This window comes from Streptomyces sp. NPDC096311, from assembly GCF_044763085.1.
Taxonomy (GTDB): Bacteria; Actinomycetota; Actinomycetes; order Streptomycetales; family Streptomycetaceae; genus Streptomyces.
Genome location: NZ_JBIWFN010000030.1, coordinates 19,175 through 41,968, shown reverse-complemented (window position 1 = coordinate 41,968; position 22,794 = coordinate 19,175). Strand labels below are relative to the sequence as shown.

Genomic DNA, 22,794 nt, shown 5'->3' with positions numbered 1-22,794 from the left:
GGGCGAAGCAGGAAGGGGTGGTGGCGTCGGTGCTCGCCGTGGAACTCGGCGAGCAGCCCGTCCCCTGTCGGCGGCGGGCGAAGTGCATGCAAACGCCGATATAGCGGGACGTCCGCAGGAAGGTTGGCCCACTTGACGCCGTTGTCGACCGCGTGGCGGACCGCGTCCAGCATCACGCCATGGCAATAGCCCTCCGGCCACCCGCCCCGTCCCTCCCACCAGGCCGGAACGGACAGCGACGGCCGGACGACCCGCCACTCCGCCTCCGTCATGTCAGAGACATGGCGCTGGGTGCGCTCCGGCCCGTCCGCCGCGTTGCCAAACCTGTGCGCGAGACAGTCACCCGACCGCAAGTCGAGCTGGACTCCACGCACGCGAGCGCAACAGGCTGCGTCGACAGGGCCTCCTGGTACTCGGTTTGGTTCGCATCCCCCGAACTGCCAAGAGGCCCTGCTGTCATGCATCGGCCCTCGCGCGAGCACCCGATGTGGGAACCCTGTTCGACAAGGCCATCCCCGTGATCGATAAGCGGACTGCGTCCGAGACAAGGCGTCACGCCGAAGGCGGCCCACCACACGTCGAGCGTGGCGGGCCGCCATTGCTCAGCGGCCGTCGGGGTCCGCGTCGATCTGCATCACCACTGCCTTGGGCTCGGTGAAGAACTCGCGGCTGAAGTTGCCTCCTTCGCGGCCGATGCCGGAGTCGCCGGATCCGCCGAAGGGGGCCCGCAGGTCCCGGATGAAGAAGCAGTTGACCCAGATCGTGCCCGCGTTCAGCGCTGCCGAGACACGGTGTGCGCGGTGCAGGTTCTCGGTGAACAGCATCGCGTTGAGGCCGTACCTGGAGTCGTTGGCCAGTTCGACCGCTTCGGCCTCGGTGTCGAAGGGGATCACCACGACGACGGGGCCGAAGATCTCCTCGCGGGCGTGCCGGGCCTTTTGGTCCATGCCGGTGACGACGGTGGGGCGGATGGTCCAGCCGTCGCCTAGGCCGCCGGTGTGCAGGGTGCCGCCATGTTCGGTGATGGTGTCGACGTAGCCGGCGACCTTGGTGTGGTGCTCCGCGGAGGCGAGGGGGCCGATCTGGGTCTTCTCGTCTCTGGGGTCGCCGATGACCATGGCGTCCGCGGCGGCGGTGAAGCGGGTGAGGAACTCGTCGTAGATCGCCCGTTGGACGTAGAGCCGGGAGCCGGCCAGGCACACCTGCCCGGAGTTGGTGAAGATCGCGCGGATGGACCAGTCGACGGCGCCCGCCAGGTCTGCGTCGGCGAAGACGATGTTGGCGCCCTTGCCGCCGAGTTCGAGGCTGACCGGGGTGAGGTTGCGGGCGCCGGCGGCGGCGATGATGCGGCCAGTGCCGGACTCGCCGGTGAAGGTGATGCGGTCCACCGCGGGGTTCTCGGTGAGGGCCTGGCCCGCCGAGTCGGGGCCGTATCCGTGGACGACGTTGAAGACGCCCGGGGGCATGCCCGCTTCGAGGGCGAGGCGGGCCATCAGGGTGGCCGAGACAGGGGTGTCCTCAGCGGGTTTGAGGACAACGGTGTTGCCCCAAGCGAGGGCGGGGGCGACCTTCCAACTCTCCAGCATCATGGGGAAGTTCCACGGGGCGATCGCCGTCACGACGCCGGCCGCGTCGAAGCGCGTGTAGGCGTGGTGGCCGGTGTCCATCGGGTAGGCCTCGGACGTGGACAGCCGTGCGTGGTCGGCGAAGAAGCGGAAGTTGGATGCCGTGCGCGGGACGTCGTTGCCACGGGACTGGGTGATCGGCTTGCCCATGTCCCGGGTGTCCGCCATGCCGAGTTCGTCGGCGTGGGATTCGATCAGGTCGGCGAAGCGGTGCAGGATGCGGCCGCGTTCGGCCGCGCCCATCCGCGGCCAGGGCCCCGAGTCGAAGGCGTGGCGGGCGGCAGTCACCGCGCGGTCCGCGTCGGCGCCGTCGCCGAGGGCGATCTCCGCCCAGGGACGGCGGGTGTAGGGGTCGATCGAGGTGAAGGTGGCGCCCGAGAGGGAGGGCACTTCCTTGCCGTCGATCACATGGCCGTAGAACTCCATCAGTTGCCGCCTCCCCCGGCTTCGGCTGCCGCCGCCTCGCGTTCGGCGATGGTGACGTCACCGGCCGCCCAGTGCGTCTTGGGCAGTTCGCGTAGGGCGACGCGCACACTCTGCTGCGGCACGCCCAGCGCCTTGATGACCCCCTCGGTCAGTTCGTGGATCAGCGAACGGAGTTCCTGCGGCGTGCGGCCGTTGACCAGCGTGACTTCAATGAGCGGCATGTCAGCCTCCCGTGAGGTGGAGTGAACCGAGGTGGGTGAAGTGGACGGCGACGGTGGTGCCGGGCGGCACGAAGACGGCGTCGGTCATGCCGCCCGTGAGCACGAGCCAGCCGGGCTCGATCGCCAGCCCCCGGCGGCCGAGTTCGTTGGCGGCGAGGGCCAGCGCCTCGGCCGGATGTCCCTGGACGGCCGCGCCGGTGGCGCTGTCGGCGACCTGGCCGTCGACCTCGACCAGGCAGGCCTCCATCGCCAGGTCCAGCTTCTCCGGCGGCACGCCGACGGGCCCGGTGACGAAGCGGCCGGAGGAGGCGTTGTCGGCGACGGTGTCGGGCAGTTTGAACCGGAAGTCGAGGTAGCGGCTGTCGATCACCTCGATGCCGCCGTGCACCGATCCGACCGCGGCCAGCGCGGTGGCGGCGGTGATGCCGGGACCGGCCAGCCGGTCCTTCATCACGAAGACAATCTCCGGTTCGGCGCGCGGGTGGATCAGCCGGTCCTGCGGGACCGGCTCGCCTGCGGGCAGCAGCATCGCGTCGGTCAGCCAGGCGGTGAGCGGTACGTCGATGCCCATGCGCTGCTGCTTGGCCCGCGAGGTCAGGCCGAGCTTGATGCCCACGATGTGCTCGCCCCGGTTGAGCCTGCGCTGCAAGGTCTCGTCCTGCACGGCGTAGGCGGTGTCCAGGTCGAGGTCAGGCCATTCGTCGGTGATCGGACCACGGCCGGTACGGGTGTCCTCCGCCGCCAAGAGAGCCGTGGCGGCGGTGTCGAGATCCCAGCTCATCGCGCGGCCTCCGCCTTCTCGCGCTCCTCGGCAAGCCGCAGCGCGATGTCGATGATCATGTCTTCCTGGCCGCCGACGTAGCCGGCCTCGCCGACCTTCTCGAGGATCTCGTGGGCGGGGACGCCATAGCGTTCCGAGGCCCGTTCGGCGTGCAGGAGGAAGCTGGAGTACACGCCCGCGTAGCCCTGCACGATCGAGGAGCGGTCCATCCACGGCAGCCGGGGGATGAACGGCTTGACCACGTCCTGCGCGGCGGCCAGGGCCAGGCCGACGTCGACGCCGGTGGGGATGCCCATGCGCTCGAAGGTCGCGGCCAGCACCTCGGTCGGCGAGTTCCCGGCGCCGGCACCGAGCGCGCAGAGGGCTCCGTCGATCTGCTGGGCTCCGCCTTGGTAGGCCAGAACAGAGTTGGCGACACCGAGGGAGAGGTTCTGGTGGCCATGGAAGCCGACCTGCGCCTGGTGTCCGATCTCGTTGACCAGGGCCTGGACACGGGCCTGCGCGTCGGTGAGCACCAGGGCACCCGCCGAGTCCACGACGTACACGCACTGGGCGCCCGCGTCGACCATGATGCGGGCCTGCTTGGCGAGTTCGTCCGGCTCGATGCGGTGCGAGAGCATCAGGAAGCCGACCGTCTCCATGCCCAACTCCCGCGCGGCGGCGAAGTGCTGGACAGAGGTGTCGGCCTCGGTGCAGTGGGTGGCGATACGGGCCACGCTCGCGCCGACCGCATGGGCACGCTTCAATTCGGTGACCGTGCCGACGCCGGGCAGCATCAGGACGGCGATCTTCGCGCGGGTCGCCTCGTCGACGGCGGCCCCGATCAGCTGGATCTCATCAACCTTGGAGAAGCCGTAGTTGAAGCTGGAGCCGCCCAGGCCGTCGCCGTGGGCCACCTCGATGACCTCGACACCGGCCTTGTCTAGGGCGTGTACGACGCCACGCACCTGCTCCTCGGTGAACTGGTGCCGCATAGCGTGCGACCCGTCCCTCAGGGTCGAGTCGGTGATCCGCAGCTTGCGCAGCTGGGCGGTCTCGGGGGTCGTCTCAGGGATCATGCGGTCACCGCCGTCGTCTTCGCGCCCGCCAGCAGCTCGCCGACGCGAGCGGCCGCGGCCGTCATAATGTCCAGGTTTCCTGCCCAGGGCGGCAGGTAGTCGCCCCGGCCGCGCACCTCAAGGAAGACAGCCACCCGGGCCTGGTCCTTCCACTCGGGGCGCGGGTCGTCGAACTGCGGGTCGGCACGCAGCGTGTAGCCGGGCACGTATTCGGCCACCTCGCCGACCATCCGGACGACCGACTCGGTGATCGCGTCCCGGTCGGCGTCCTCCGGGATCGCGCAGAACACCGTGTCCCGCATGATCATCGGGGGTTCGACTGGGTTCATGATGATGACGGCCTTGCCCTTGCCGGCGCCGCCGACCTGCTCGATCGCCTGCGAGGTGGTCTCGGTGAACTCGTCGATGTTCGCGCGCGTTCCGGGCCCGGCCGAGCGGGAGGCGATCGACGCGACGATCTCCGCGTACGGCACCGGCACCACCCGGGAGACCGCGTGCACGATCGGGATGGTGGCCTGTCCACCGCAGGTGATCATGTTGATGTTGGGGGCGTCCAGGTGCTCCCTCAGGTTCACCGGCGGGCACACCAACGGGCCGATGGCCGCCGGGGTCAGGTCGATGGCCTGGATGCCCGCCTCGGCGTACCGCTTCGCGTTGGCGATGTGCGCCTTGGCTGACGTCGCCTCGAAGACGATCTCCGGCAGCTCGTCCTGGGACAGCAGCCAGTCGACTCCTTCCGCGGACGTCTCCAGGCCGAGCTTGGCCGCCCGGGCCAGACCGTCCGAGGCCGGATCCACGCCGACCATGTAGCGCACGTCGACCGACTCGCTGTGCAGCAGCTTGGCGAGCAGGTCGGTGCCGATGTTGCCGGGGCCGACGATGGCCGCAATCGCCTTGCTCATGAACTCTCCTCCTCGGTGAAACGTGCTGTGACACTGCCGAGCCCGGCGTAGGCCGCGGTGACCGTGTCCCCGGCAGCGACCGGCACGGACGCGGTGATGGAACCGGGCAACACCACATGCCCTGCCTCCAGGACCACGCCGCGGGTGCCGACGGTGTTGGCGAGCCAGACCAGCGAGGTCAGCGGCGAGCCGAGCACCGCGCCGCTCGCACCGGTGCCCGCGAGTTCGCCGTTGCGGTGCAGGGTGCATCCCCCGAGCCGGAGGTCCACGTCCTCCAGCCGGGCCGGGGTGCTGCCCAGCACGACTCCGCCGGAGGAGGCATTGTCGGCGATGGTGTCGATGATGCCGATCCGCCAGTCACGGATGCGCGAGTCGATGAGTTCCAGGGCGGGCAGGACGAAGTCCACCGCCGCGGCAGCCTCGGCCACCGTGACGCCCGGGCCGACCAGCGGCCGTTTGAGGACGAACGCGATCTCCGGCTCCACGCGCGGCTGCAGGAACCGCGACGCCGGTACGGGCGCGTTCTCCAACCAGAACATGTCGTCGAGCAGGTGGCCATAGTCGGGCTGGTTCACACCCATCTGCCGCTGCATGGCAGGCGAGGACAGGCCGACCTTGTGGCCCTTGATCCGGGCGCCGGCCGCCACCCTGCGGCGGATCTGCAGCAGCTGGATCTCATACGCGTCGGCCAGGGTGAGGCCCTGGTACTTGTCCACCAGCGGTTCGACAGGCACCCGGGTCTCATAGGCGGTGAGCAGGGTCTCCGCCGCCTCGGCCAAGGTCACGGCGGTCATGACGGCACCCCCTCGTCCCACTCCGCCGGGTGTGCGATCAAGTCCGTCATTGGTGATCTCCGATCGGATCGCTCGAGTGCGCGCCCTGCCTCGTCCAGGCAGACGCCACAGGCAAACTGTGTGCACTTTCGCGGATCGAAGTCAACCCTTGGTCGACCTATTGACTGGGGCCGAAACTGTATGCACTGTGGACCCAACGAGCCGCCTACCAAGGCGCTGCCGCCGCTTCTGGCAGTAGTAGGACGGCCAATTATCGAGCTCGGGAGTTCGAATGTCCGTATGGAGCCTGGTGACCTGCCGCCCGGAGGATCCGGGAGCCGCATCATTCGCCGCAGTCGCTGACGCCGAGGGGCGCATCCGACGTCACCCGTCGCTGTCACGCTACCCCGACGCGGGTGCGGCACTGCGGGACTGGGCGGAGCTGGAGCCGGTCCTGCGCAACTGGGAGCCCGTCGAGGGTGAGCCCGTCGACGGGGTGCGGCTGCTGGCGCCCCTGCCCGCGCCGGGCAAGCTGGTCTTCGCCGGCGCCAACTACCACGATCACCTGCGGGAAATGGGTGTCGGGGACGTGCCGGAGGGCATGGAGCCGTACTTCTTCCTGCTGCCGACGACGTCGATCGTCGGACCGGACGACGGGATCGAGATCCCGGACGACCCGAGCGCCAGGGTCGACTGGGAGGCCGAACTCGGCGTGGTGATCGGACGACGCGTCCACAACGTTCCGGTGGAGCAAGCACTCGACGCGATCGCCGGCTACACGATCGTCAACGACATCTCCGCCCGCGGTCTGCACGCCCGGCAGAACCCCCTCGCACCGCCGTTCGCCTACGACTGGCTCGCCGCCAAGGGGCGCGACACCTTCAGCCCGATCGGCCCCGGCGTGACGCCGTCCTGGTTCGTGCCCGACCCGCAGACCCTTTCCGTCCGGCAGTGGCGCAACGCCACGCTGGAGCAGGACGGAAACACGAAGGACATGATCTTCAGCGTGGCGCAGCTCATCTCCGCCGCCAGCAAGCTCATGACCCTGGAACCCGGCGATGTCCTCGCCACCGGCACCCCGGCCGGCGTCGGCGCAGCCAAGGGCATCGCCCTACAGGCCGGTGACCGGCTGCGCGTCGAGATCGAAACGCTGGGCGTACTCGCCAATGACGTGCGGGAAGCCGCGAACACCCTGCAGGCGGCGCTGAACACACGGGAGCAGGCATGACCTCCAGCACGAGCGCCGGCACCGCCGCTCCGGCGGACCTGGCCCCGCTGTTCACGCCGGTCAGCTATGGCAGTCGCAGTGCCCGCAACCGGATCGTGCAGGCTCCCATGTCGGTCGGCTACGCCAACCCCGACGGCACCGTGACCGAGAGGGAGATCCAGCACTACGCCCGGCGTGCCCAGGGCGGTGTCGGTGTCGTCGTCACGGAGAACTTCGCGATCAGCCTCTCGGGACGGCAGATGCCGCTGCAGACGCTGGTAAGCGACGAGGAGCAGCTGCCGGGGCTGACCCGGCTGGCCTCCGAGATCCGCCGGCACGGCGCCCTGTCGTTCGTCCAGATCGTGCACTCCGGTCGGTACGCGGGCCCCTGGGAGGAGTACGAGGCCCGGCCCCGGCTCGCGCCCTCCGCGACCCCCTTCGAACTGCTCCCCGGCCGGGTCGTCACCCCGCAGGAGATCACCCCGGAGGAGATCGAGGAGGTCATCGAGGAGTTCGTGCGCGCAGCGCAGCTGTGCGAACGCGCCGGATTCGACGGCGTCGGCATCCACGCCGCCCAGGGCTTCCTCCTCTCCGGGTTCCTCTCCCCGCGCACCAACCAGCGCACCGACGAGTGGGGCGGCGACTTCGAGGGCCGCACCCGGCTCACCCTGGAAGTGGTGCGGCGCGTCGTCGCGGCGACCGGCCCGGACTTCGTCGTCGGCGTGCATCTGCTCAGCGACGAGCGGGTGGAGGGCGGCTGGAGCCTCGACGACGGCGTACGGCTGGCCGTGCAGCTGGAAGAGGCCGGCGCGGCCTTCCTGTTCGGCATCCCGACCACGTTCGAGACCATGCGCATGCCGCAGAACGCGGGCATGCTCGGCAAGCCCGGCTACGCCCTCAAGGACACGGCGGCGCTGCAGCAGGCGGTGACGATCCCCGTGATCGCCAACGGCGGCCTCGCCGACCCCGAGCTGGCGGTGAGTGTCCTCGACTCGCACCAGGCCGTGGGCCTCGCCCGGTCGCTGTTCACCGACCCGGACTGGCCGCGCAAGATGCAGGCCGGTGCCACCGACACCGTCCGCAGCTGCGCCTGCGCCACCGCCCTGTGTCTGCGGACCCAGCTGACCGGTTCGCTGTGTGAGGAATGGCCCGAACACGCCAAGGAACAGGGCTACCTCGGATACGACGAAGGGAACGACCAGTGATCACCCTGACCGACATCGCCTACGTCCGCTCGGGCGTGGAGGACCTCGAAGGCGCCGTACGGTTCGCCAGTGAGATCGTCGGACTCGAAGTGGTCGACTCCGACGAGCCCGGTGTGGCGCATCTGCGTGCCGACCAGCGAGGCCACTGCCTCACCTTTGTCGAGGGTCCCTCGGGGGTGATCGCCTCCGGCTTCACGGTCGCGGGCCCCGAGGCCCTGGCCGAGGCGGAGACCGAGCTGGAGAAGCAGGGCATCCGGGTGGACCGCGGCGACAAGGCCGGGGCGCGTTCCCGCGGGGTGTCGGAGTACTTCGGCTTCGACGACCCGTTCGGCAACCGTGTCGAGCTGGCCGCCGCCCAGTTCCGCTCCGCCGATCCGGTGCGGCTCGGCCGCGGGTCGGGGATCACCGAGTTTGGACACCTGTGCCTGGACGCCCCGGACGTCCACGAGGCGTACCGCTTCTGGAACGGGACCTTCAACGTCCGGGTGTCGGACTGGGTCGGCGACGGCGCCTGCCTGATGCGCATCGACGAGGTCCACCACAAGCTCGCCGTCTTCCGCGGCGAGGAGGCCGCCCTCTGCCACATCAACTTCCAGGTCGGATCCATCGACGACATCTTCCGCAACTGGCACTATCTGGTCGACCAGGGTGTGGAGATCGTCCAGGGCCCCGGCCGCCACCCCACCTCCGGCTCGGTGTTCCTGTACTTCCTGGGTCCGGAGAACCTCACCTACGAGTACGCGACCGGCGGCGACCTCATCACGGACGAGGCGGCCTGGACCCCGCGCGTCTTCGACCTCGGCCAGCCCTCGTCCATCGACATGTGGCGCGGCCCGGTGGCACCCACCACCCGCCAGCGCCAGCTGCCGCGGCTCGACTCCCCCGCGAAGTAGCAGCCAGCCGGTACCGCATACGAATCGGTACCGCATACAGCCAGAACGAGGCCGGCAGTGGCGCCGGCCGAAGGAGAACCGATGCTCTTCGTAACCCACGTGGTCCCCGTCAATGAGCCGGGGCAACCCCGGCTCGACCGCGAAGCCGTCTGGGAAGGGCTGGTCATGAAGGCCAACAACGCCCTTCCGTTCGTGCCCGCGATGAGCGAGTGCGAGGTCGTCGAGCGCCATGGTGACAGCAGTTTCGACCGTGCCATCCGCATCCAGGGCGATCCCTACCGCGAGCGGATCACCCTCGAAGCACCCCACCGCGTGGTGTTCACCCGCCTGTCCGGCCCGATCCTCGGCACCATAGCCAACGAGATCGAGGGCGACGGTGACGACATGCAGTTGCGCTTCAGCTTCGCACTCGTCATCGCCGGCACCCCGGGCAACTCCCAAGGCGAGGAGGACTACGCCAAGAACATGACCGGCATGTACATCGCCGCCCTTGAGGGGACCCTCGACGCGATGCGCCGCATCGCCGTCGACAACGCCGCCTGACGCCCTCCGGGACCTGATGGATCACGTCTTCCAGCGAGGCCGTCCAAACCATTAAAATTACGGACGAAAGCGACAAAGGTGTCTGACATGTCCGACTGGATTGACTCTTTCTACGCCGACATCGACGCCCAGCTGACGGACCGCGTCCTCGACCGGTTCGCCCCCGACGCGGAGCTGGTCTTCGGCAACAACCCGCCCGCGATCGGGCACACCGCGATTCGCGAGGTGCTGGACAACCTGCGCCAGGCGATCGGCGGGATGCGGCACGAGTGGTGCAACCGCTGGACGGTGGACGGCGGCAGCCTGGTCCTTGAGGCTCGCGTGCACTACGTCACCCACGGTGGCACCGAGGTAGTGGTCCCCTGCGTAACGCTCATCGACCGCGACGCAGCGGGTCTTGTCAGCTCCCTGAGGATCCTCATCGACGCCGCGCCGCTGTTCGCGGCCCTCGGCACCGAGGCCGCAGCGGCTCCCGCCACGGCCTCCGAGGTGGCCGGATGAGCGGTCGCCTCGCCGGCCGCACCGCCGTCGTCACCGGCGCAGCCGGCGGGATCGGCCAGGCGTTCGCCCGGCGACTCGCCGACGAGGGTGCGGCGGTCGCCATACTCGACCTGGCCGATGCGGCCGATGTGGTGCACGGAATCGAGGAGGCCGGAGGCAAGGCGATCGCCCTGACCTGCGACCTCACCGATCCCACAGCCGTCGGGGCAGCACGCGACGAGGTGACGGAGCGCCTGGGGACGGCACAGATCCTCGTCAACAACGCGGGCGTCTACCCCCACCAGGCATTCGACAGCCTCACCTTCGAGGACTGGCGCAGGGTGTTCTCCCTCAACACCGACGCCCTGTTCCACACCTGCCAGGCGTTCCTGCCCGGCATGCGGGCCGGCGGCTGGGGACGCATCGTCAACGTCACATCGAACTCGGTCGCCCTCGTCGTCCCCGGGGTCACGCACTACGTGGCCAGCAAGATGGCGGCCATCGGCTTCACTCGCGCACTGGCCACCGAGGTGGCCGGTGACGGCGTCACTGTGAACGCGCTCGCACCCGGCCTGGTGCGCACCGCGACAACCGAGGCCGGACCGGACACAGCCTTCCAGGCAGTGGCCGACATGCAGGCCATCAAGCGGACCGAGGTTCCCGAGGACCTCACCGGAGCGCTCACGTTCCTCGTCTCCGACGACGCGGCCTTTATCACCGCTCAGACACTCACGGCCGACGGCGGGCTGGTGCGATCATGACAGTGCAATCGGCGGACCGGGCGTCGGCGAGCGATGCGACCGAAGTCGTCGCGGCAGGGCGCACCCTCGCAGCCCTCGGCCTCGTGGGCCCGTTCGGGCACGTGTCGGTCCGACAGGGCGACCGGATGCTGATCACACCCGCGATCGACCTCGCCCAAGCGTCGAAGGACACACTCGTCGAGGTCCCCCTCGACTCGGCCTCCCTGCCGGCGAGAACACCCGGTGAGGCCTGGATCCATCTGGCGATCTACCGGGTACGGCCCGACGTCCGCTCCGTGGCCCGCGCCATCCCGGAGTCCGCCTTCGCGGCCGGTGCCGTCACCTCTCGCAGCATCCCGCCCCTCCATGGGCAGGGCGCCATGCTCGGTGAGACGGTTCCGGTCCACGACGACGCCCGTCTGATGCGTTCGGCCGACATCGCCGAACCAGCGGCCCACACGCTCGGCGACGCCGACGCGCTGGTGCTGCGGGGCAACGGCGCGGTCACCACCGGCAGTTCACCCGGCCATGCCGTGGCCCGGATGCGCCTCCTCGACACCACGTGCCGGCTGTACCTCGCCGCCCGCGGTGCCGGGACCATTCGGACCCTCACTTCAGAGGAGATAGCCGGCTGGCGAGCTGCCGCCCCGCCCCTGCTCGACCGGCTCTGGGCACACCTGCGAAGAACCGACGGAGTCTGAGCCGTGCCCCCACGCCACCGTGACCTACGAGTGACGCAACCGTCCTCCCCCATCCCGAGGAGGACCTACCGACGAAGGAAAGCACCATGCGTGTCAGCGGCCTGCTGCACTACGGCCTCCAACTGCCCGACCTTGCCCAGGGCAAGGACTTCTACACCGACTTCGGCCTGACCGTCGACGAGCGCGACGACAGCCTGATCGTGCGCTGCGACGGCCGCGACCAGGACCAGACCCTCCTCGTCGAGGGACGCGAAAAGCGCCTGCACCACGTCGCCTTCGCGACACCGCAGGGCTCGCTGCCCGAGTTGCAGCGCCACCTCGAATCACTCGGCATCGCCCTCCAGGACGCACCGGCCGGCGCCCCCCAGGGCGGCCTGTGGTTCCGTGACCCCGACGGCAACGCCGTCAACGTACGCGAACAGGACCTCGCCGCACCCCGCCCCACCGAACCCTTCAAACAGAACCCGGCCGGCGACTACCAGCGCGTCGACCAGGCCCGCTGGCTCACCGCGAACACCGCACCCCGCCCGCGGCGTCTCGGCCACATGCTGATCTTCTCCTCCGACGTCAACGCCTCCCAGGACTTCTACGAGCGCACCCTCGGCCTGCGCCTGTCCGACCGCATCACCGACAAGGCCGTCTTCATGAACTCCGGCCCCGGTGACCACCACGTCTTCGGCTTCATCCAGTCAAGCCACCCCGGCCTGCACCACTCCAGCTGGGAAGTCGACAACCTCGACCAGTTGGCCATGGGCGCACAGATCATGGCCGACAAGGGACACACCACCGGCTGGGGCCTGGGCCGACACACCCTCGGTTCCAACCTCTTCCACTACATGCGCGACCCGTGGGGCAGCTGGATCGAGTACTTCTCCGACATCGACCAGATCACCGAGGACTGGAAGGGCCAGGACTGGGACGTCCCGCCTGCCGTCTGGTGCCCGCTGATGCCCGACAAGTTCCTGCAGAACTTCGAACCCAAGCCGTAGCGACACCTGCCCTGCCACAACGGCATGGGCGGTCGCTCTCGGCAGGTCCCTGCACACCTTTCCGCGCCGAAATGAGGACGAGAATGGCAACATCCGAGCAGTTCGCCGGTCGGGTCGCGATGGTCACCGGTGCCGGATCGGGCATCGGGAGGGCCTCGGCGCTCGCCTTCGCCGCCGGGGGCGCCACGGTCGGCGTGTGCGACGTCAACGACGAGGGCGGCAAGGAGACGGTGTCCCTCATCGAGGACGCCGGCGGCAAGGCCCTCTTCCTGCACACCGACGTGGCATCCGGAGACGCCGTCCAGGAAGCCGTGGACACGCTCGTGACGACCTACGGCGGCCTCCACTTCTCCCACAACAACGCCGGCACGCACGCCATGGCGCTCACCGGCGAGCTGTCGGAGGCGGAGTTCACCCGCGTGCTGAACGTCAACCTCCTCGGTGTATTCCTGTGCATGCGATACCAGATCCCGCGCATGCTCGAAGCGGGCGGTGGCGCGATCGTCAACACCGCCTCGATCTGGGCGCAGACCGGCATGCCGACCCAGTCCGCCTATGTGGCGAGCAAGCACGGCGTCGCGGGCCTGACCAAGACCGCGGCCGTCGAGTACGCCGCCCAGGGCGTCCGCGTCAACGCGGTGGCCCCCGGCTACATCGACACACCGATGACGGCCGGCAATCCAAAGGAAGCCCTGACCGCCATCCTGTCCCGGCAGGTCATCGGCCGAGCCGGCCAGCCGGAGGAGGTCGCCGCCGCGGCGGCCTGGCTGTGCAGCGACGAGGCCTCGCTGATCACCGGCGCCGTCCTCAACGTCGACGGCGGCTACCTGGCCCACTGACCGGTCCCCCCCTCCTCCGACGGACCACGACAACCACCCTCGAGAAAGGCAGATCCAATGGCGGACTCTGCGAATGTCACCACCATCAAACGTTTCTACGACATAGCCGACCACAGGATCGAAGGCAGCCCCATCGACCTGTTCACCGAGGACGTCCAGATCTACACCCCCAAGTTCGGCGTCGCCGCCGGCATGGAGGCGATGATCGCCGCGGGCAAGGGCCGCGCAATGTTCCGTCGGATGGAGCACCACGTAGACGAGTTCCAGATCGTCGAGCGGGGCGACCGGGTCGTCGTCGAGGGCACCACCGAGGGCGAGACCGCCACGGGCCGCACCTGGGACGGCCGCAAAGACATCCCCGGCCACTTCTGCGCCGTCTTCGACTTCCGTGACGGCCGGATCTCCCGGATGCACGTCTACTTCGACCCCGACCTCGGCCACGAGGACGCCGACCGCTACCCGTGGTGGACGCAGCCCTCGGCCACGCCGGCAGACGCCTGACCCCACCAGCCATAACCAACCGCACACCACCATCACGAAACGAAAGACGGGAAACATGCCTCAGAACCTGGACGGCATCATCCGGCACACCCTCGAAGCGAACGAGGTCGAGTTCTCCCGGCACTTCGACGCACCGCTTGAGGAACTGTGGCGCTTCGTCTCCGAGCCGGAGCTGCTCGAGAAGTGGCTGGGCGGTCCAGTCGACAAGCTGGAGCCGGTCGAGGGCGGCGAGTTCGTCCTCCAGATCGCGCCGAAGATGGGCGCGACGGTCTACGGCAAGGTCCTCGAGTACGTACCGCAGCAGGTCGTGGCCCTCACCTGGGAGGTTCCGGCCTGGGGCCACACCCCGGACCTCATGGGCACCAAGATGCGCTGGGCCATCGAGGCAGAGGGTGACGGATCGAGGCTCACCCTGACCCACACCCTGCCGCACGACGTCTTCCGCGAGCACCTCCTGGCCGCCGCCTGGCACCTGCACATGGACCAGCTGGGCCAGTTGCTCGCCGGCAACGACGAGCACTACACCATCCAGCAGCCCGAGATCTACGCCCTGGTCCTGGCGTACCTGGAGCAGGACCAGGCCGAGAAGCGGGCGTACTACGAGCACCTGCTCGGCATCCAGAAGCCTGCGGCATGACCTGATCGACACGAGAGGGGGTGCCTCCAGCACGGGACGCGGCCCCCTCTCTCCCACACACGACGAGTCCGTCAGCAGCGTTCTTCTTGCCCACGCCCGACAGACCATCGTTCGAAGGAGAGCCGGCATGGCATCCGAGCCAGAGGGAGCCAAGAGGGTCGCCGTAGTCACGGGCGGCGCCGCAGGCATCGGCCAGGGCTCTGCCCTCCGGCTCGCCCGCGACGGCCATATCGTCATCGTGGCCGACCTCGGCCCGGCCGACGAGACCGAGAAACTGATCCGCGAGGCCGACGGCGAGGTCTTCTCCGCCCGCTGCGACGTGGCCGACGCCGACAGCGTGGCGCAGTTCGCCGCCGCCGTCACCGACCGCTTCGGACACGTCGACATCCTCGTCCACAGCGCCGGTATCTACCCCATGGCCTCCTTCGCACAGACGGACTGGGCGACCTGGCGCCGCATCATGGACGTCAACCTCGACTCCCTGTTCCATCTGACCAAAGCGTTCCTGCCTGGCATGGAGCGGCACGGCTGGGGACGCATAGCGGTCATGGCCGCCGCGACCTCCCATGTCGGGCCGCCCGGCATGGTCGCTTACGCGGTGAGCAAGAGCGGGCTGAACGGTTTCGTCAGCACGCTCGCCGCGGAGGTCGGTGAGCACGGGATCACCGTCAACGCGATCGCGCCTGGTCTCATCCGCACGCCGGGCACCCTCTCCGGGCCGCAACAGGAGCTGGGACTGTTCGGTGCCATGGTTACCAGTCAGGCGATCAAACGCACCGGCGTGCCGGACGACCTGGCAGGCACGGTGTCCTTCCTCACCTCCGACGAGGCCGCCTTCATGACCGGCCAGACGCTGGTCGTGGATGGCGGATTCGCCCGGGCCTGAGCCGATCCCGCGGGGAGTGGTCGTAACCGAGACTCAACTCCACACCGCTTAGACCGGCGGCACACCCGCCTGGGGCCACGCCCCGAACCTCAGGCCTCTTCCACCATCCGGCCGCCCGAGGCCTACGCCCTCGGGCCGCCCGATGGGCGCCCGCCCACTCGCCCCCCACACGACAAGGTCCATCGAGAGTGCCCTTCTTAACAGCACAAGGCACATCGTCACACGAAGGAGAGCCTGCATGGCATCCGAGACAGAGAGAGCCAAGAGGGTCGCCGTAGTCACGGGCGGCGCCGCGGGCATCGGCCAGGGGTACGCCCTCCAGCTGGCGCGCGACGGCCACATCGTCGCCGTGGCCGACCTCGGCCCGGCCGACGAGACCGAGAAACTGATCCGCGAGGCCGACGGCGAGGTCTTCTCCGCCCGCTGCGACGTGGCCGACGCCGACAGCGTGGCGCAGTTCGCCGCCGCCGTCACCGACCGCTTCGGACACGTCGACATCCTCGTCCACAACGCGGGCATCTACCCCATCGTCCCCTTCGCACAGACGGACTGGGCGACCTGGCGCCGCATCATGGACGTCAACCTCGACTCCCTCTTCCACCTCACCAAGGCCTTCTTGCCCGGCATGGAGCAGAAGGGGTGGGGACGCATCGTGGTCATGGCCTCTGCGACCTTCCACTCCGGACCGGCTGGCATGGTCGCCTACACCGCGAGCAAGGGCGGAGTGATCGGCTTCGTCCGCACCCTCGCCGCCGAGGTGGGCGAGCACGGCATCACCGTCAACGCGATCGCGCCGGGCCTGGTCCGCACGCCGGGCACCCTCTCCGGGCCGCAACAGGAGCTGGGACTGTTCGACACGCTGGCCACGATGCAGGCGATCAAGCGCGCCGGTGTCCCGGAGGACCTGGCAGGCACGGTGTCCTTCCTGACCTCCGACGCCGCCGCTTTCATGACCGGCCAGACGCTGGTCGTGGACGGCGGATTCGCCCGGGCCTGAGCCCGGACCCGTCTCGAGTGGACCCGAGACGGCCGCACCAACCGCAAGGACAGCAAGCGCAGGGCCTAGGGACGACAAGACGTCAGGGAGAGACCGTGAACGACACCCAATTGCACACCGCTCGGCCATCCAACGAAGTGCCCGCCTGGGTCACCGAGCTGTATGCGTGCTTCGACAAACTGGATCTGGACGCGCTGCTCACCCACTTCAGCGAGGACGCCCGAATCCGGTTCGGCAACGCGGAGCCGACTGTGGGGAAGGACGCGTTCCGCGCCACATCCGGCGCGTTCCTGGGGACGATCCGATGCACCATTCATCGCTTCATCCAGGTGTGGGAGCACGACGAGTCGGCGGTACTGATCGCCGACGTCACCTATGACTGCCACAACGGCAGGACGATGTCCCTGCCGGCCGCGACGGTGCTGCATCGCCGGACCGACGGGTTGATCGACGACATGCAGGTCTTCGTCGACGTCACCCCCCTCTTCGCCCCCTAAGAGGAAGACGCCCGGTTCCAAGCGGCACATACGCTGGGAACCGCCCGCCATAGCTCGGCCCGTCCACGCTGTCGAAGCCGGATCGACAGCATGGACGGGCCGACGGCTGCCGCTTTAGTCGGCGCCGAGCGCACGTGGAGCAAAGTCCGGCGTCGGCGGCGCCTTCAGACCCACCTTTGAGGTCGACGTCTACACCTCACCTCGCCGCACCCTTATTAAAGTGGTCGACCAAATTATATCGACACGCCTCCGCTACATGACCCTCTACCCAAGCGGACCAGACGCCCCGTGAAGTCACATAACACCAGGTAGAGCAGCCACTTGGGGAACGTGACGCCAGTCACGTGCGCAAGGGGAACCATTCTTCGTGTTTACTTGTTCAGACAGTAACCGGCGTGAATGGATGCGCCGATCCGTCTGGGCTGCCGTGGGGCGGCCTGTGTCTGCGAAGCAAGGATTGTGATCATGTCGACGGCTTTCGAGTCCTATGACCTGTCCGGTACGTCTCTGTCGAACCGGATCGTGATGGCGCCGATGACCCGCTCCCGCGCCTACGGCGAGGGCAACAGCCCCACCGAGCTGATGGCGGAGTACTACGCCCAGCGGGCGAGCGCGGGTCTGATCGTCACCGAGGGCACCCAGCCCTCGGCGATCGGCCAGGGCTACCCCGACACCCCCGGCATCCACTCGGATGAGCAGATCGCCGCCTGGCGCAAGGTGACCGACGCCGTGCACGCCGAGAACGGCGTGATCTACCTCCAGCTGATGCACACCGGCCGCGTCGGCCACTCCACCTGGCAGGGCCGCAAGCCGGTCGGCCCCTCCGCCGTCCAGGCCAAGGGCCAGATCTACACCCACGACGGCATGAAGGACTTCGAGGTTCCCCAGGACCTGAGTGACGCCGAGGTCGAGCAGACCATCGCCGACTACGCCGCCGCCGCCCGCAACGCCATCAAGGCCGGCTTCGACGGCGTCGAACTGCACGGCGCCAACGGCTACCTCATCCACCAGTTCCTCGCCCCCAACTCCAACACCCGCACCGACCGCTGGGGCGGTTCACCCGAGGCCCGCGCCCGGTTCGCCGTCGAGACCGCCAAGGCCGTCGCCGACGCGATCGGCGCGGACAGGACCGGCTTCCGCATGTCGCCGGGCAACCCGTTCAACGACATCGACGAGAGCGACCGTGCCGACGTCGAGGCCACCTACACAGCCCTGATCAACGGCCTCGCCCCCCTCAACCTGGCGTACCTGCACCAGATGGAAGCTCCCGGCTACCGCGTCTTCACCGCCCAGGCCCGCAAGGCATGGCCCACCACCTTCATCCTCAACCCCTTCACCGGCCAGGCCCCCACCGGCCCCGAAGAGCTCCAGCTCCTCGAGGACGGCACCGCCGACCTCATCGCCTACGGCGCCCTCTTCCTCGCCAACCCCGACCTCCCCACCCGCCTCAAGCAGAACGGCCCCTTCAACACCCCCGACCGCGCCAAGTCCTTCGGCGGCGACCACACCGGCTACACCGACTACCCCACCCTCAACGCCTGACCCACACCGCGGCGCCCGCACCGGCCACCGGCCCGGCGGGCGCCGCGGCGCGTCACACCGCCACGGCGAACTCACGACGCACGGCATTCGGAGGACCGATGACCCAAAGAACAGGAGCAAACGGGCTGCCAGCAGCGCCGGCCCCAGCCAACACCGAAGTGCCCTCACCGGCCACGTCCTGCGACACCCTGGGGCACCACATCGCCCGTGTGGCCCGCCAGTTCCGCATGGCTTCCAGCCAGTTGCTGCGCGAGGTCGGGCTCCACCCGAGCCAGGACATCGTCATGAAGGCGCTGTGGGAGCGCGGCCCGCTGCGCCAGGTGGACCTCGTCCAACACGTCGGTTCCGACGCCGCGACGATGACACGTACCGTTCGGCGCCTGGAGCAGGCGGGCTTCGTACGCCGGGTCCCCTCCCCCACCGACAAGCGGTCGGTGATGGTCGAGCCGACCGCGGCCAGCGTCGCGCTGCGCCAGCAGGTCGAGCAGAGCTGCGCCGCGTTGGAGGAACGCATCACGCGCGGCCTCACGGATGCCGAACAGAGTCAGCTGCGCGCCATACTCGAGCGGCTGGAGAAGAACATCGGCAGCCAGCTGTCGTCGAAGTCTCAACTCCTCGACGAGGATTGTGATCTGGTGTGAGGCTGGACGTCGGCTCGTTGCTCGATCATGCCGCGATCACCCGCGCCAGGCACGCCCACCGTTCGAGGTCTCGACATCTCGGCGGTCCAGCTCACCGCCGCACCCAAGGACCCACCCCGCCCTACCTGCCCGAGTCGCAAGAAGTGGTACCCGAGCCGCCACGCCGAGCAACTTGGCCGCAGTTGTGGGTCGCTCGGCACGCGCCCGCAGGACCCGACAGGGGTGATCCAGACTCGTTGCCGGCGCATGGTTGACCGCATGATTGGCTGGCCAATACTTTGCTGACCAAGGAGGTCAGATGAGCTTCGACGCATCTTCCGGCACGCATGGTGCACGCCAACCCGGGCGAGGAACCCGTTGGCTCAACAAGTGGACAATGAGGCGCATACGCCGCAATAACGGCGGCAAGCTAATGGGCATGAACGCCCTGGTCTTGACGACCATCGGGCGTAAAAGTGGCGAGCCCCGCGAGACCCCTGTCGGCTGGTTTCCCGGGAAGGACGGCAGCTGGATCGTCGTGGCCTCGGCGGCCGGGGCGGCGAAGAACCCGGCTTGGTACCACAACCTGGCCGCTCATCCCGGCCAAGTGCAAGTGCAGATCGGCAGTCGCAAGGTGGACGTCGTCGCCGAGCAGCTCCACGGGGAGGAGCGCGAGGAAGCATGGCGACAGATTACGAGCGCCGTGCCTCGTTTCGCTCAGTACCAGGTGAAGACCGACCGCGAATTGCCGATCATCCGGTTGGCTCCCCGCTCCTCCGACTGAGCGGGACGCCAGACGTACGGTGCCTCGTACGACTCGGAGCGAGCCACCCTCCTCAAAGACCGTCCTCGGCCGTGTCGATCTACCTCACCGCAGACTTCGATTCGGTACGAGCTTGATTTCAATCCTGAGCTAGCAGCTTCCCACTCTCAGGAATCGAGGACCGAGCCCGGTGTTTCCCGGACGGCGGGTCAGTCGTTGAAGGTCACATGACGACATGGGGCGAGGAGGAGGCACGGGTGGTCTTCGCTCGACTGCCGGACACCTACTGGCTCGAGCAAGGAGGCGACGACCGCCCCGTTTGCCCGGTACCGGACATGGCGGGGAGTCAGAAAGATGCTCTGACGTGTGCGCACGGATTGGCGGCGTGGATGGGTCGCGCGCTCGTGGTCATGGCGCCGGTGACCGCCCCTGAGTTGGCGACGACAGCGGCCGCAGGCGCCGGGACCGCGTCTCCCCTCGACACAGGCGTCCTCGCGCGGGAGCGTCCGCGCGTGCTTGGGGCGTACGGAAGTTCGCCCTGCTTGAAACCGCCGGACGAGGGACGGGCCTCGCTGGTGGCTCACTGCGGGAGAGCCGGCGCCGTCCGCCCAAGGCATGCAGGCGTGGCCGCACGCCGACACCGTGGGTGGTCTCTGGGCAGGTCGCCCTGCCCAACCCCAGAGGTGATAGCCAGGTTTCGAGCCGCAATCTCAAACATTGCCGGGGGTGTGCGCTGCCCCTGTGATCAGCGACGCGGTGCGCTGGATGGGCCGCTTGTGTTCGCGTGCGTGGCGGCGGGCACGCGGGACCAAGGTCAGCGATGCTGCGACACTGCGTCGCTCGCCACGAACATCGACTACACACTCCGCGACGGCCGCACGATGCGCATGCCCGACGTAACCCTCACACGTCGGAGCCATCGAGAACATGCAAGTCTTCCTGGACATCACGCCCTTGCTCGCACCCTGACCACAGCGCTCACCCGTCCACTCCGAAGCTGAAGATCTTCTCCGGGTGGATGCGGATCACCTCCGAACTGAAGCCCGCGCCGAGCGCGGTGGCACCCTCCAGCAGTTCGGCCCGGCCGCGAATCTCGACGAAGCGCGCCTTCCAGGGCCGGAAGCTGACCACATCGTCGACGACGAACGCCAGCTTGGCGTTGACCTTCAGATTGCGCCACTTCTTCGAGCCGCCCATGTTGTGGCCGCCGATCAGGATGGTTCCGTCGTCCGCTAGAGCGAACACGACGGGGTTGTTCTGCGGTTGCCCACCAGGGTCGACGGTGGCCAGCCGGCCCAGTCGCTGCTCAGACAGGTAAGCACGTTGCGCTGCGGAGAAATCAGCCATGATGAGTGCACCTTTCTAGGGGATGGCGCCGACGGGGACTTGCCCGCCGACGGATGGGTGTTAGTTGAGGGTGGGGTAGTCGGTGTAGCCGGTGTGGTCGCCGCCGAAGCTGGTGGCGCGGTCGGGGGTATTGAAGGGGCCGTTCTGCTTGAGGCGGGCGGGGGTGTCGGGGTAGCCCTGGCCGATCGCCGAGGGCTGGGTGCCCTCGGTGACGATCAGACCCGCGCTCGCCCGCTGGGCGTAGTACTCCGCCATCAGCTCGGTGGGGCTGTTGCCCTCGCCGTAGGCGCGGGAGCGGGTCATCGGCGCCATCACGATCCGGTTCGACAGAGACGTACCGGACAGGTCATAGGACTCGAAAGCCGTCGACATGATCACAATCCTCGTTTCCCCACGGCAGCTCAGACGGATCGGCGCTCCATTCACGCCAGTTACTGTCTGAACAATTAAATCTTGTCGATTCATTCCCGCAACCGCGACCAGTCTCACCGAAGAGCGGCATCGCACCTCGTCAGCGCAAGGCAAGCCGCATCATCGCAGGTGCCATGGCAGCGCGGTAGGATTTACCTGTTCAGCCAACCTGAGACGCCAGGAGCGAGGAAGCGGTAGATATGAGCCAGCCGGACACCAGCGGTCCTGCCCGGTCCACCACAGCGGAGACAGCGGCACCGGCGCGCGAGCCGCTGCCGAATTCCGTCAAGGCCGGTCCGATCAGTCACGCGATCTTCCGCGTGGCGCGCCTGCACCGGATGCTGGCCGGCCAGCTCCTGCGCCGCGTCGGCCTGCACCCCAGCCAGGAACTGGTCATGATGCAACTGTGGGAGCGCGGCCCGCAGCGCCAGACCGACCTCGTCCGCATGCTCGGCTCCGACGCCGCCACCATGACCCGCACCATTCAGCGGCTGGAGAACGCGGGCTTCGTCCGGCGCCGCCCGTCCACCACCGACAAGCGCGCCACCATCGTCGAACCGACGGCCGCCAGCAACGCCCTGCGGCAGGAGGTCGAGCAGGTGTGGCAAGACATGGAGAACAGCGTGGCTGAGAACCTCACCGACGAGCAGCAGACCGAGGCCATCGAGGTCTTGCGGCGCATTGAGGACAGCCTCGCCCGGGCGACGACTCAGACCGACTGATCCGACGAGGCCATCAGAATGCGGGTGCGAGTCCGGTCGCCGGCGACGTTGCCGCACAAGGTGCGGCACGTTCACATCGCTCAAAACGCCCAGAACAGCACCACGAAGTACGCGAAGCCTCATGCCCCCGGCGCGCCGTGCAGCAGGTGCGCGAGTTCGGCGTCGCCGACCACGGCTGCCGAGCAGCACACGTTCATCAAGCTCACAACATGCTTGATGCGGGCGGGAATTGAGGCGTCCATGGGGTCGGCCGGAAATCTCGTACGGCAACGCCCTCGCCGAGAATCTATGGATACTGATCAAGAGCGCCGGGTTTCGCGGTCGGACCTTCACCACCCAGGCCGAGGCGGACCTCGCGCTCGACGGCTTCTGCAACAGTCGCCGCATTCCAGGAGAAGCTCGGCCGACTCAGTCCTATCGAGTCCGAAGGGAAGTAATACGCCGAGCAGGCAACGGCCGAACGGGCCGAAGAACCCCGTTAACCCAAC

25 protein-coding genes and 1 pseudogene are annotated in these 22,794 nt (G+C 68.5%); 18 read left to right on the top strand and 8 right to left on the bottom strand.

The features are described from left to right. Positions 1 to 602: 602 nt before the first annotated feature. Genes ACIRA5_RS47515 through ACIRA5_RS47490 form a run of 6 tightly spaced genes read right to left on the bottom strand, consistent with a single transcriptional unit; the run spans position 603 to position 5,807 of the window. Complete coding sequence (locus ACIRA5_RS47515) at positions 603 to 2,051, bottom strand: aldehyde dehydrogenase (protein WP_403703054.1); 1,449 nt, start codon at positions 2,049 to 2,051, stop codon at positions 603 to 605. Beyond that, complete coding sequence (locus ACIRA5_RS47510) at positions 2,051 to 2,272, bottom strand: 4-oxalocrotonate tautomerase family protein (protein ID WP_403703051.1); 222 nt, start codon at positions 2,270 to 2,272, stop codon at positions 2,051 to 2,053. The genes ACIRA5_RS47515 and ACIRA5_RS47510 overlap by 1 nt, the downstream gene beginning before the upstream one ends. A 1-nt stretch (position 2,273) precedes the next feature. Continuing rightward, entirely contained in the window at positions 2,274 to 3,053 is a 780-nt protein-coding gene (locus ACIRA5_RS47505) for a 2-keto-4-pentenoate hydratase (RefSeq protein WP_403703048.1), read from the bottom strand. Further along, positions 3,050 to 4,111, bottom strand: coding sequence for a 4-hydroxy-2-oxovalerate aldolase (dmpG, locus tag ACIRA5_RS47500; protein WP_403703045.1), 1,062 nt, complete (start codon positions 4,109 to 4,111; stop codon positions 3,050 to 3,052). The genes ACIRA5_RS47505 and dmpG overlap by 4 nt, the downstream gene beginning before the upstream one ends. Further along, entirely contained in the window at positions 4,108 to 5,013 is a 906-nt protein-coding gene (locus ACIRA5_RS47495; protein ID WP_403703042.1) for an acetaldehyde dehydrogenase (acetylating), read from the bottom strand. Before ACIRA5_RS47495 ends, dmpG begins: the two co-directional genes overlap by 4 nt. Continuing rightward, complete coding sequence (locus ACIRA5_RS47490; protein WP_403703039.1) at positions 5,010 to 5,807, bottom strand: 2-keto-4-pentenoate hydratase; 798 nt, start codon at positions 5,805 to 5,807, stop codon at positions 5,010 to 5,012. Before ACIRA5_RS47490 ends, ACIRA5_RS47495 begins: the two co-directional genes overlap by 4 nt. A 271-nt stretch (positions 5,808 to 6,078) precedes the next feature. Here ACIRA5_RS47490 and ACIRA5_RS47485 point away from each other — a divergent pair, with 271 nt between their 5' ends. From ACIRA5_RS47485 to ACIRA5_RS47405, 17 genes are all read left to right on the top strand, one after another. Further along, the gene (locus tag ACIRA5_RS47485) at positions 6,079 to 7,014 is read left to right on the top strand and encodes a fumarylacetoacetate hydrolase family protein (protein WP_403703036.1); all 936 of its coding nucleotides are present in this window, start codon (positions 6,079 to 6,081) and stop codon (positions 7,012 to 7,014) included. Then, a complete protein-coding gene (locus tag ACIRA5_RS47480) occupies positions 7,011 to 8,198 on the top strand; it encodes an NADH:flavin oxidoreductase (RefSeq protein WP_403703033.1) in 1,188 nt (395 codons plus the stop codon). Before ACIRA5_RS47485 ends, ACIRA5_RS47480 begins: the two co-directional genes overlap by 4 nt. Further along, entirely contained in the window at positions 8,195 to 9,091 is an 897-nt protein-coding gene (locus tag ACIRA5_RS47475; RefSeq protein WP_403703030.1) for a VOC family protein, read from the top strand. The genes ACIRA5_RS47480 and ACIRA5_RS47475 overlap by 4 nt, the downstream gene beginning before the upstream one ends. 81 nt (positions 9,092 to 9,172) lie before the next feature. Next, positions 9,173 to 9,634 (top strand): SRPBCC family protein, encoded by a 462-nt coding sequence (locus ACIRA5_RS47470; RefSeq protein WP_403703027.1) that lies wholly within the window; start codon positions 9,173 to 9,175, stop codon positions 9,632 to 9,634. 87 nt (positions 9,635 to 9,721) lie between these two features. Continuing rightward, a complete protein-coding gene (locus tag ACIRA5_RS47465; RefSeq protein WP_403703024.1) occupies positions 9,722 to 10,135 on the top strand; it encodes a nuclear transport factor 2 family protein in 414 nt (137 codons plus the stop codon). Then, positions 10,132 to 10,875 carry an SDR family NAD(P)-dependent oxidoreductase gene (locus ACIRA5_RS47460; RefSeq protein ID WP_403703021.1) on the top strand — a complete coding sequence of 248 codons (744 nt, stop codon included), beginning with the start codon at positions 10,132 to 10,134 and terminating at the stop codon, positions 10,873 to 10,875. The genes ACIRA5_RS47465 and ACIRA5_RS47460 overlap by 4 nt, the downstream gene beginning before the upstream one ends. Next, the gene (locus tag ACIRA5_RS47455) at positions 10,872 to 11,555 is read left to right on the top strand and encodes a class II aldolase/adducin family protein (RefSeq protein WP_403703018.1); all 684 of its coding nucleotides are present in this window, start codon (positions 10,872 to 10,874) and stop codon (positions 11,553 to 11,555) included. The genes ACIRA5_RS47460 and ACIRA5_RS47455 overlap by 4 nt, the downstream gene beginning before the upstream one ends. 86 nt (positions 11,556 to 11,641) lie before the next feature. Continuing rightward, a complete protein-coding gene (locus ACIRA5_RS47450) occupies positions 11,642 to 12,544 on the top strand; it encodes a VOC family protein (protein ID WP_403703015.1) in 903 nt (300 codons plus the stop codon). Positions 12,545 to 12,627: 83 nt separating this feature from the next. Then, the gene (locus ACIRA5_RS47445) at positions 12,628 to 13,383 is read left to right on the top strand and encodes an SDR family NAD(P)-dependent oxidoreductase (RefSeq protein ID WP_403703012.1); all 756 of its coding nucleotides are present in this window, start codon (positions 12,628 to 12,630) and stop codon (positions 13,381 to 13,383) included. 57 nt (positions 13,384 to 13,440) lie between these two features. After that, entirely contained in the window at positions 13,441 to 13,884 is a 444-nt protein-coding gene (locus ACIRA5_RS47440; protein ID WP_403703009.1) for a nuclear transport factor 2 family protein, read from the top strand. A gap of 55 nt (positions 13,885 to 13,939) precedes the next feature. Then, complete coding sequence (locus tag ACIRA5_RS47435; protein WP_403703006.1) at positions 13,940 to 14,521, top strand: SRPBCC domain-containing protein; 582 nt, start codon at positions 13,940 to 13,942, stop codon at positions 14,519 to 14,521. A 127-nt stretch (positions 14,522 to 14,648) separates the two neighbouring features. After that, the gene (locus tag ACIRA5_RS47430; protein ID WP_403703003.1) at positions 14,649 to 15,407 is read left to right on the top strand and encodes an SDR family NAD(P)-dependent oxidoreductase; all 759 of its coding nucleotides are present in this window, start codon (positions 14,649 to 14,651) and stop codon (positions 15,405 to 15,407) included. Positions 15,408 to 15,645: 238 nt separating this feature from the next. Beyond that, on the top strand, positions 15,646 to 16,404 hold the full coding sequence (locus ACIRA5_RS47425; RefSeq protein ID WP_403703000.1) for an SDR family NAD(P)-dependent oxidoreductase: 759 nt from the start codon (positions 15,646 to 15,648) through the stop codon (positions 16,402 to 16,404). Positions 16,405 to 16,499: 95 nt separating this feature from the next. After that, positions 16,500 to 16,901 carry a nuclear transport factor 2 family protein gene (locus ACIRA5_RS47420; protein WP_403702996.1) on the top strand — a complete coding sequence of 134 codons (402 nt, stop codon included), beginning with the start codon at positions 16,500 to 16,502 and terminating at the stop codon, positions 16,899 to 16,901. A gap of 465 nt (positions 16,902 to 17,366) precedes the next feature. Further along, complete coding sequence (locus ACIRA5_RS47415; protein ID WP_403702993.1) at positions 17,367 to 18,443, top strand: alkene reductase; 1,077 nt, start codon at positions 17,367 to 17,369, stop codon at positions 18,441 to 18,443. A 209-nt stretch (positions 18,444 to 18,652) separates the two neighbouring features. Continuing rightward, positions 18,653 to 19,084 (top strand): MarR family winged helix-turn-helix transcriptional regulator, encoded by a 432-nt coding sequence (locus tag ACIRA5_RS47410; RefSeq protein WP_403702990.1) that lies wholly within the window; start codon positions 18,653 to 18,655, stop codon positions 19,082 to 19,084. Between the two features lie 298 nt (positions 19,085 to 19,382). Then, a complete protein-coding gene (locus tag ACIRA5_RS47405; protein WP_403702987.1) occupies positions 19,383 to 19,847 on the top strand; it encodes a nitroreductase/quinone reductase family protein in 465 nt (154 codons plus the stop codon). 957 nt (positions 19,848 to 20,804) lie between these two features. On the opposite strand, the gene ACIRA5_RS47400 is transcribed toward ACIRA5_RS47405, so the two are convergent. Beyond that, on the bottom strand, positions 20,805 to 21,173 hold the full coding sequence (locus tag ACIRA5_RS47400) for a PPOX class F420-dependent oxidoreductase (protein WP_403702984.1): 369 nt from the start codon (positions 21,171 to 21,173) through the stop codon (positions 20,805 to 20,807). Between the two features lie 159 nt (positions 21,174 to 21,332). Beyond that, positions 21,333 to 21,545: pseudogene (locus ACIRA5_RS47395) on the bottom strand (alkene reductase); the annotation flags it as partial. Between the two features lie 239 nt (positions 21,546 to 21,784). Here ACIRA5_RS47395 and ACIRA5_RS47390 point away from each other — a divergent pair. Beyond that, complete coding sequence (locus ACIRA5_RS47390) at positions 21,785 to 22,306, top strand: MarR family winged helix-turn-helix transcriptional regulator (RefSeq protein ID WP_403702981.1); 522 nt, start codon at positions 21,785 to 21,787, stop codon at positions 22,304 to 22,306. The last annotated feature ends 488 nt before the right edge of the window (positions 22,307 to 22,794 follow it).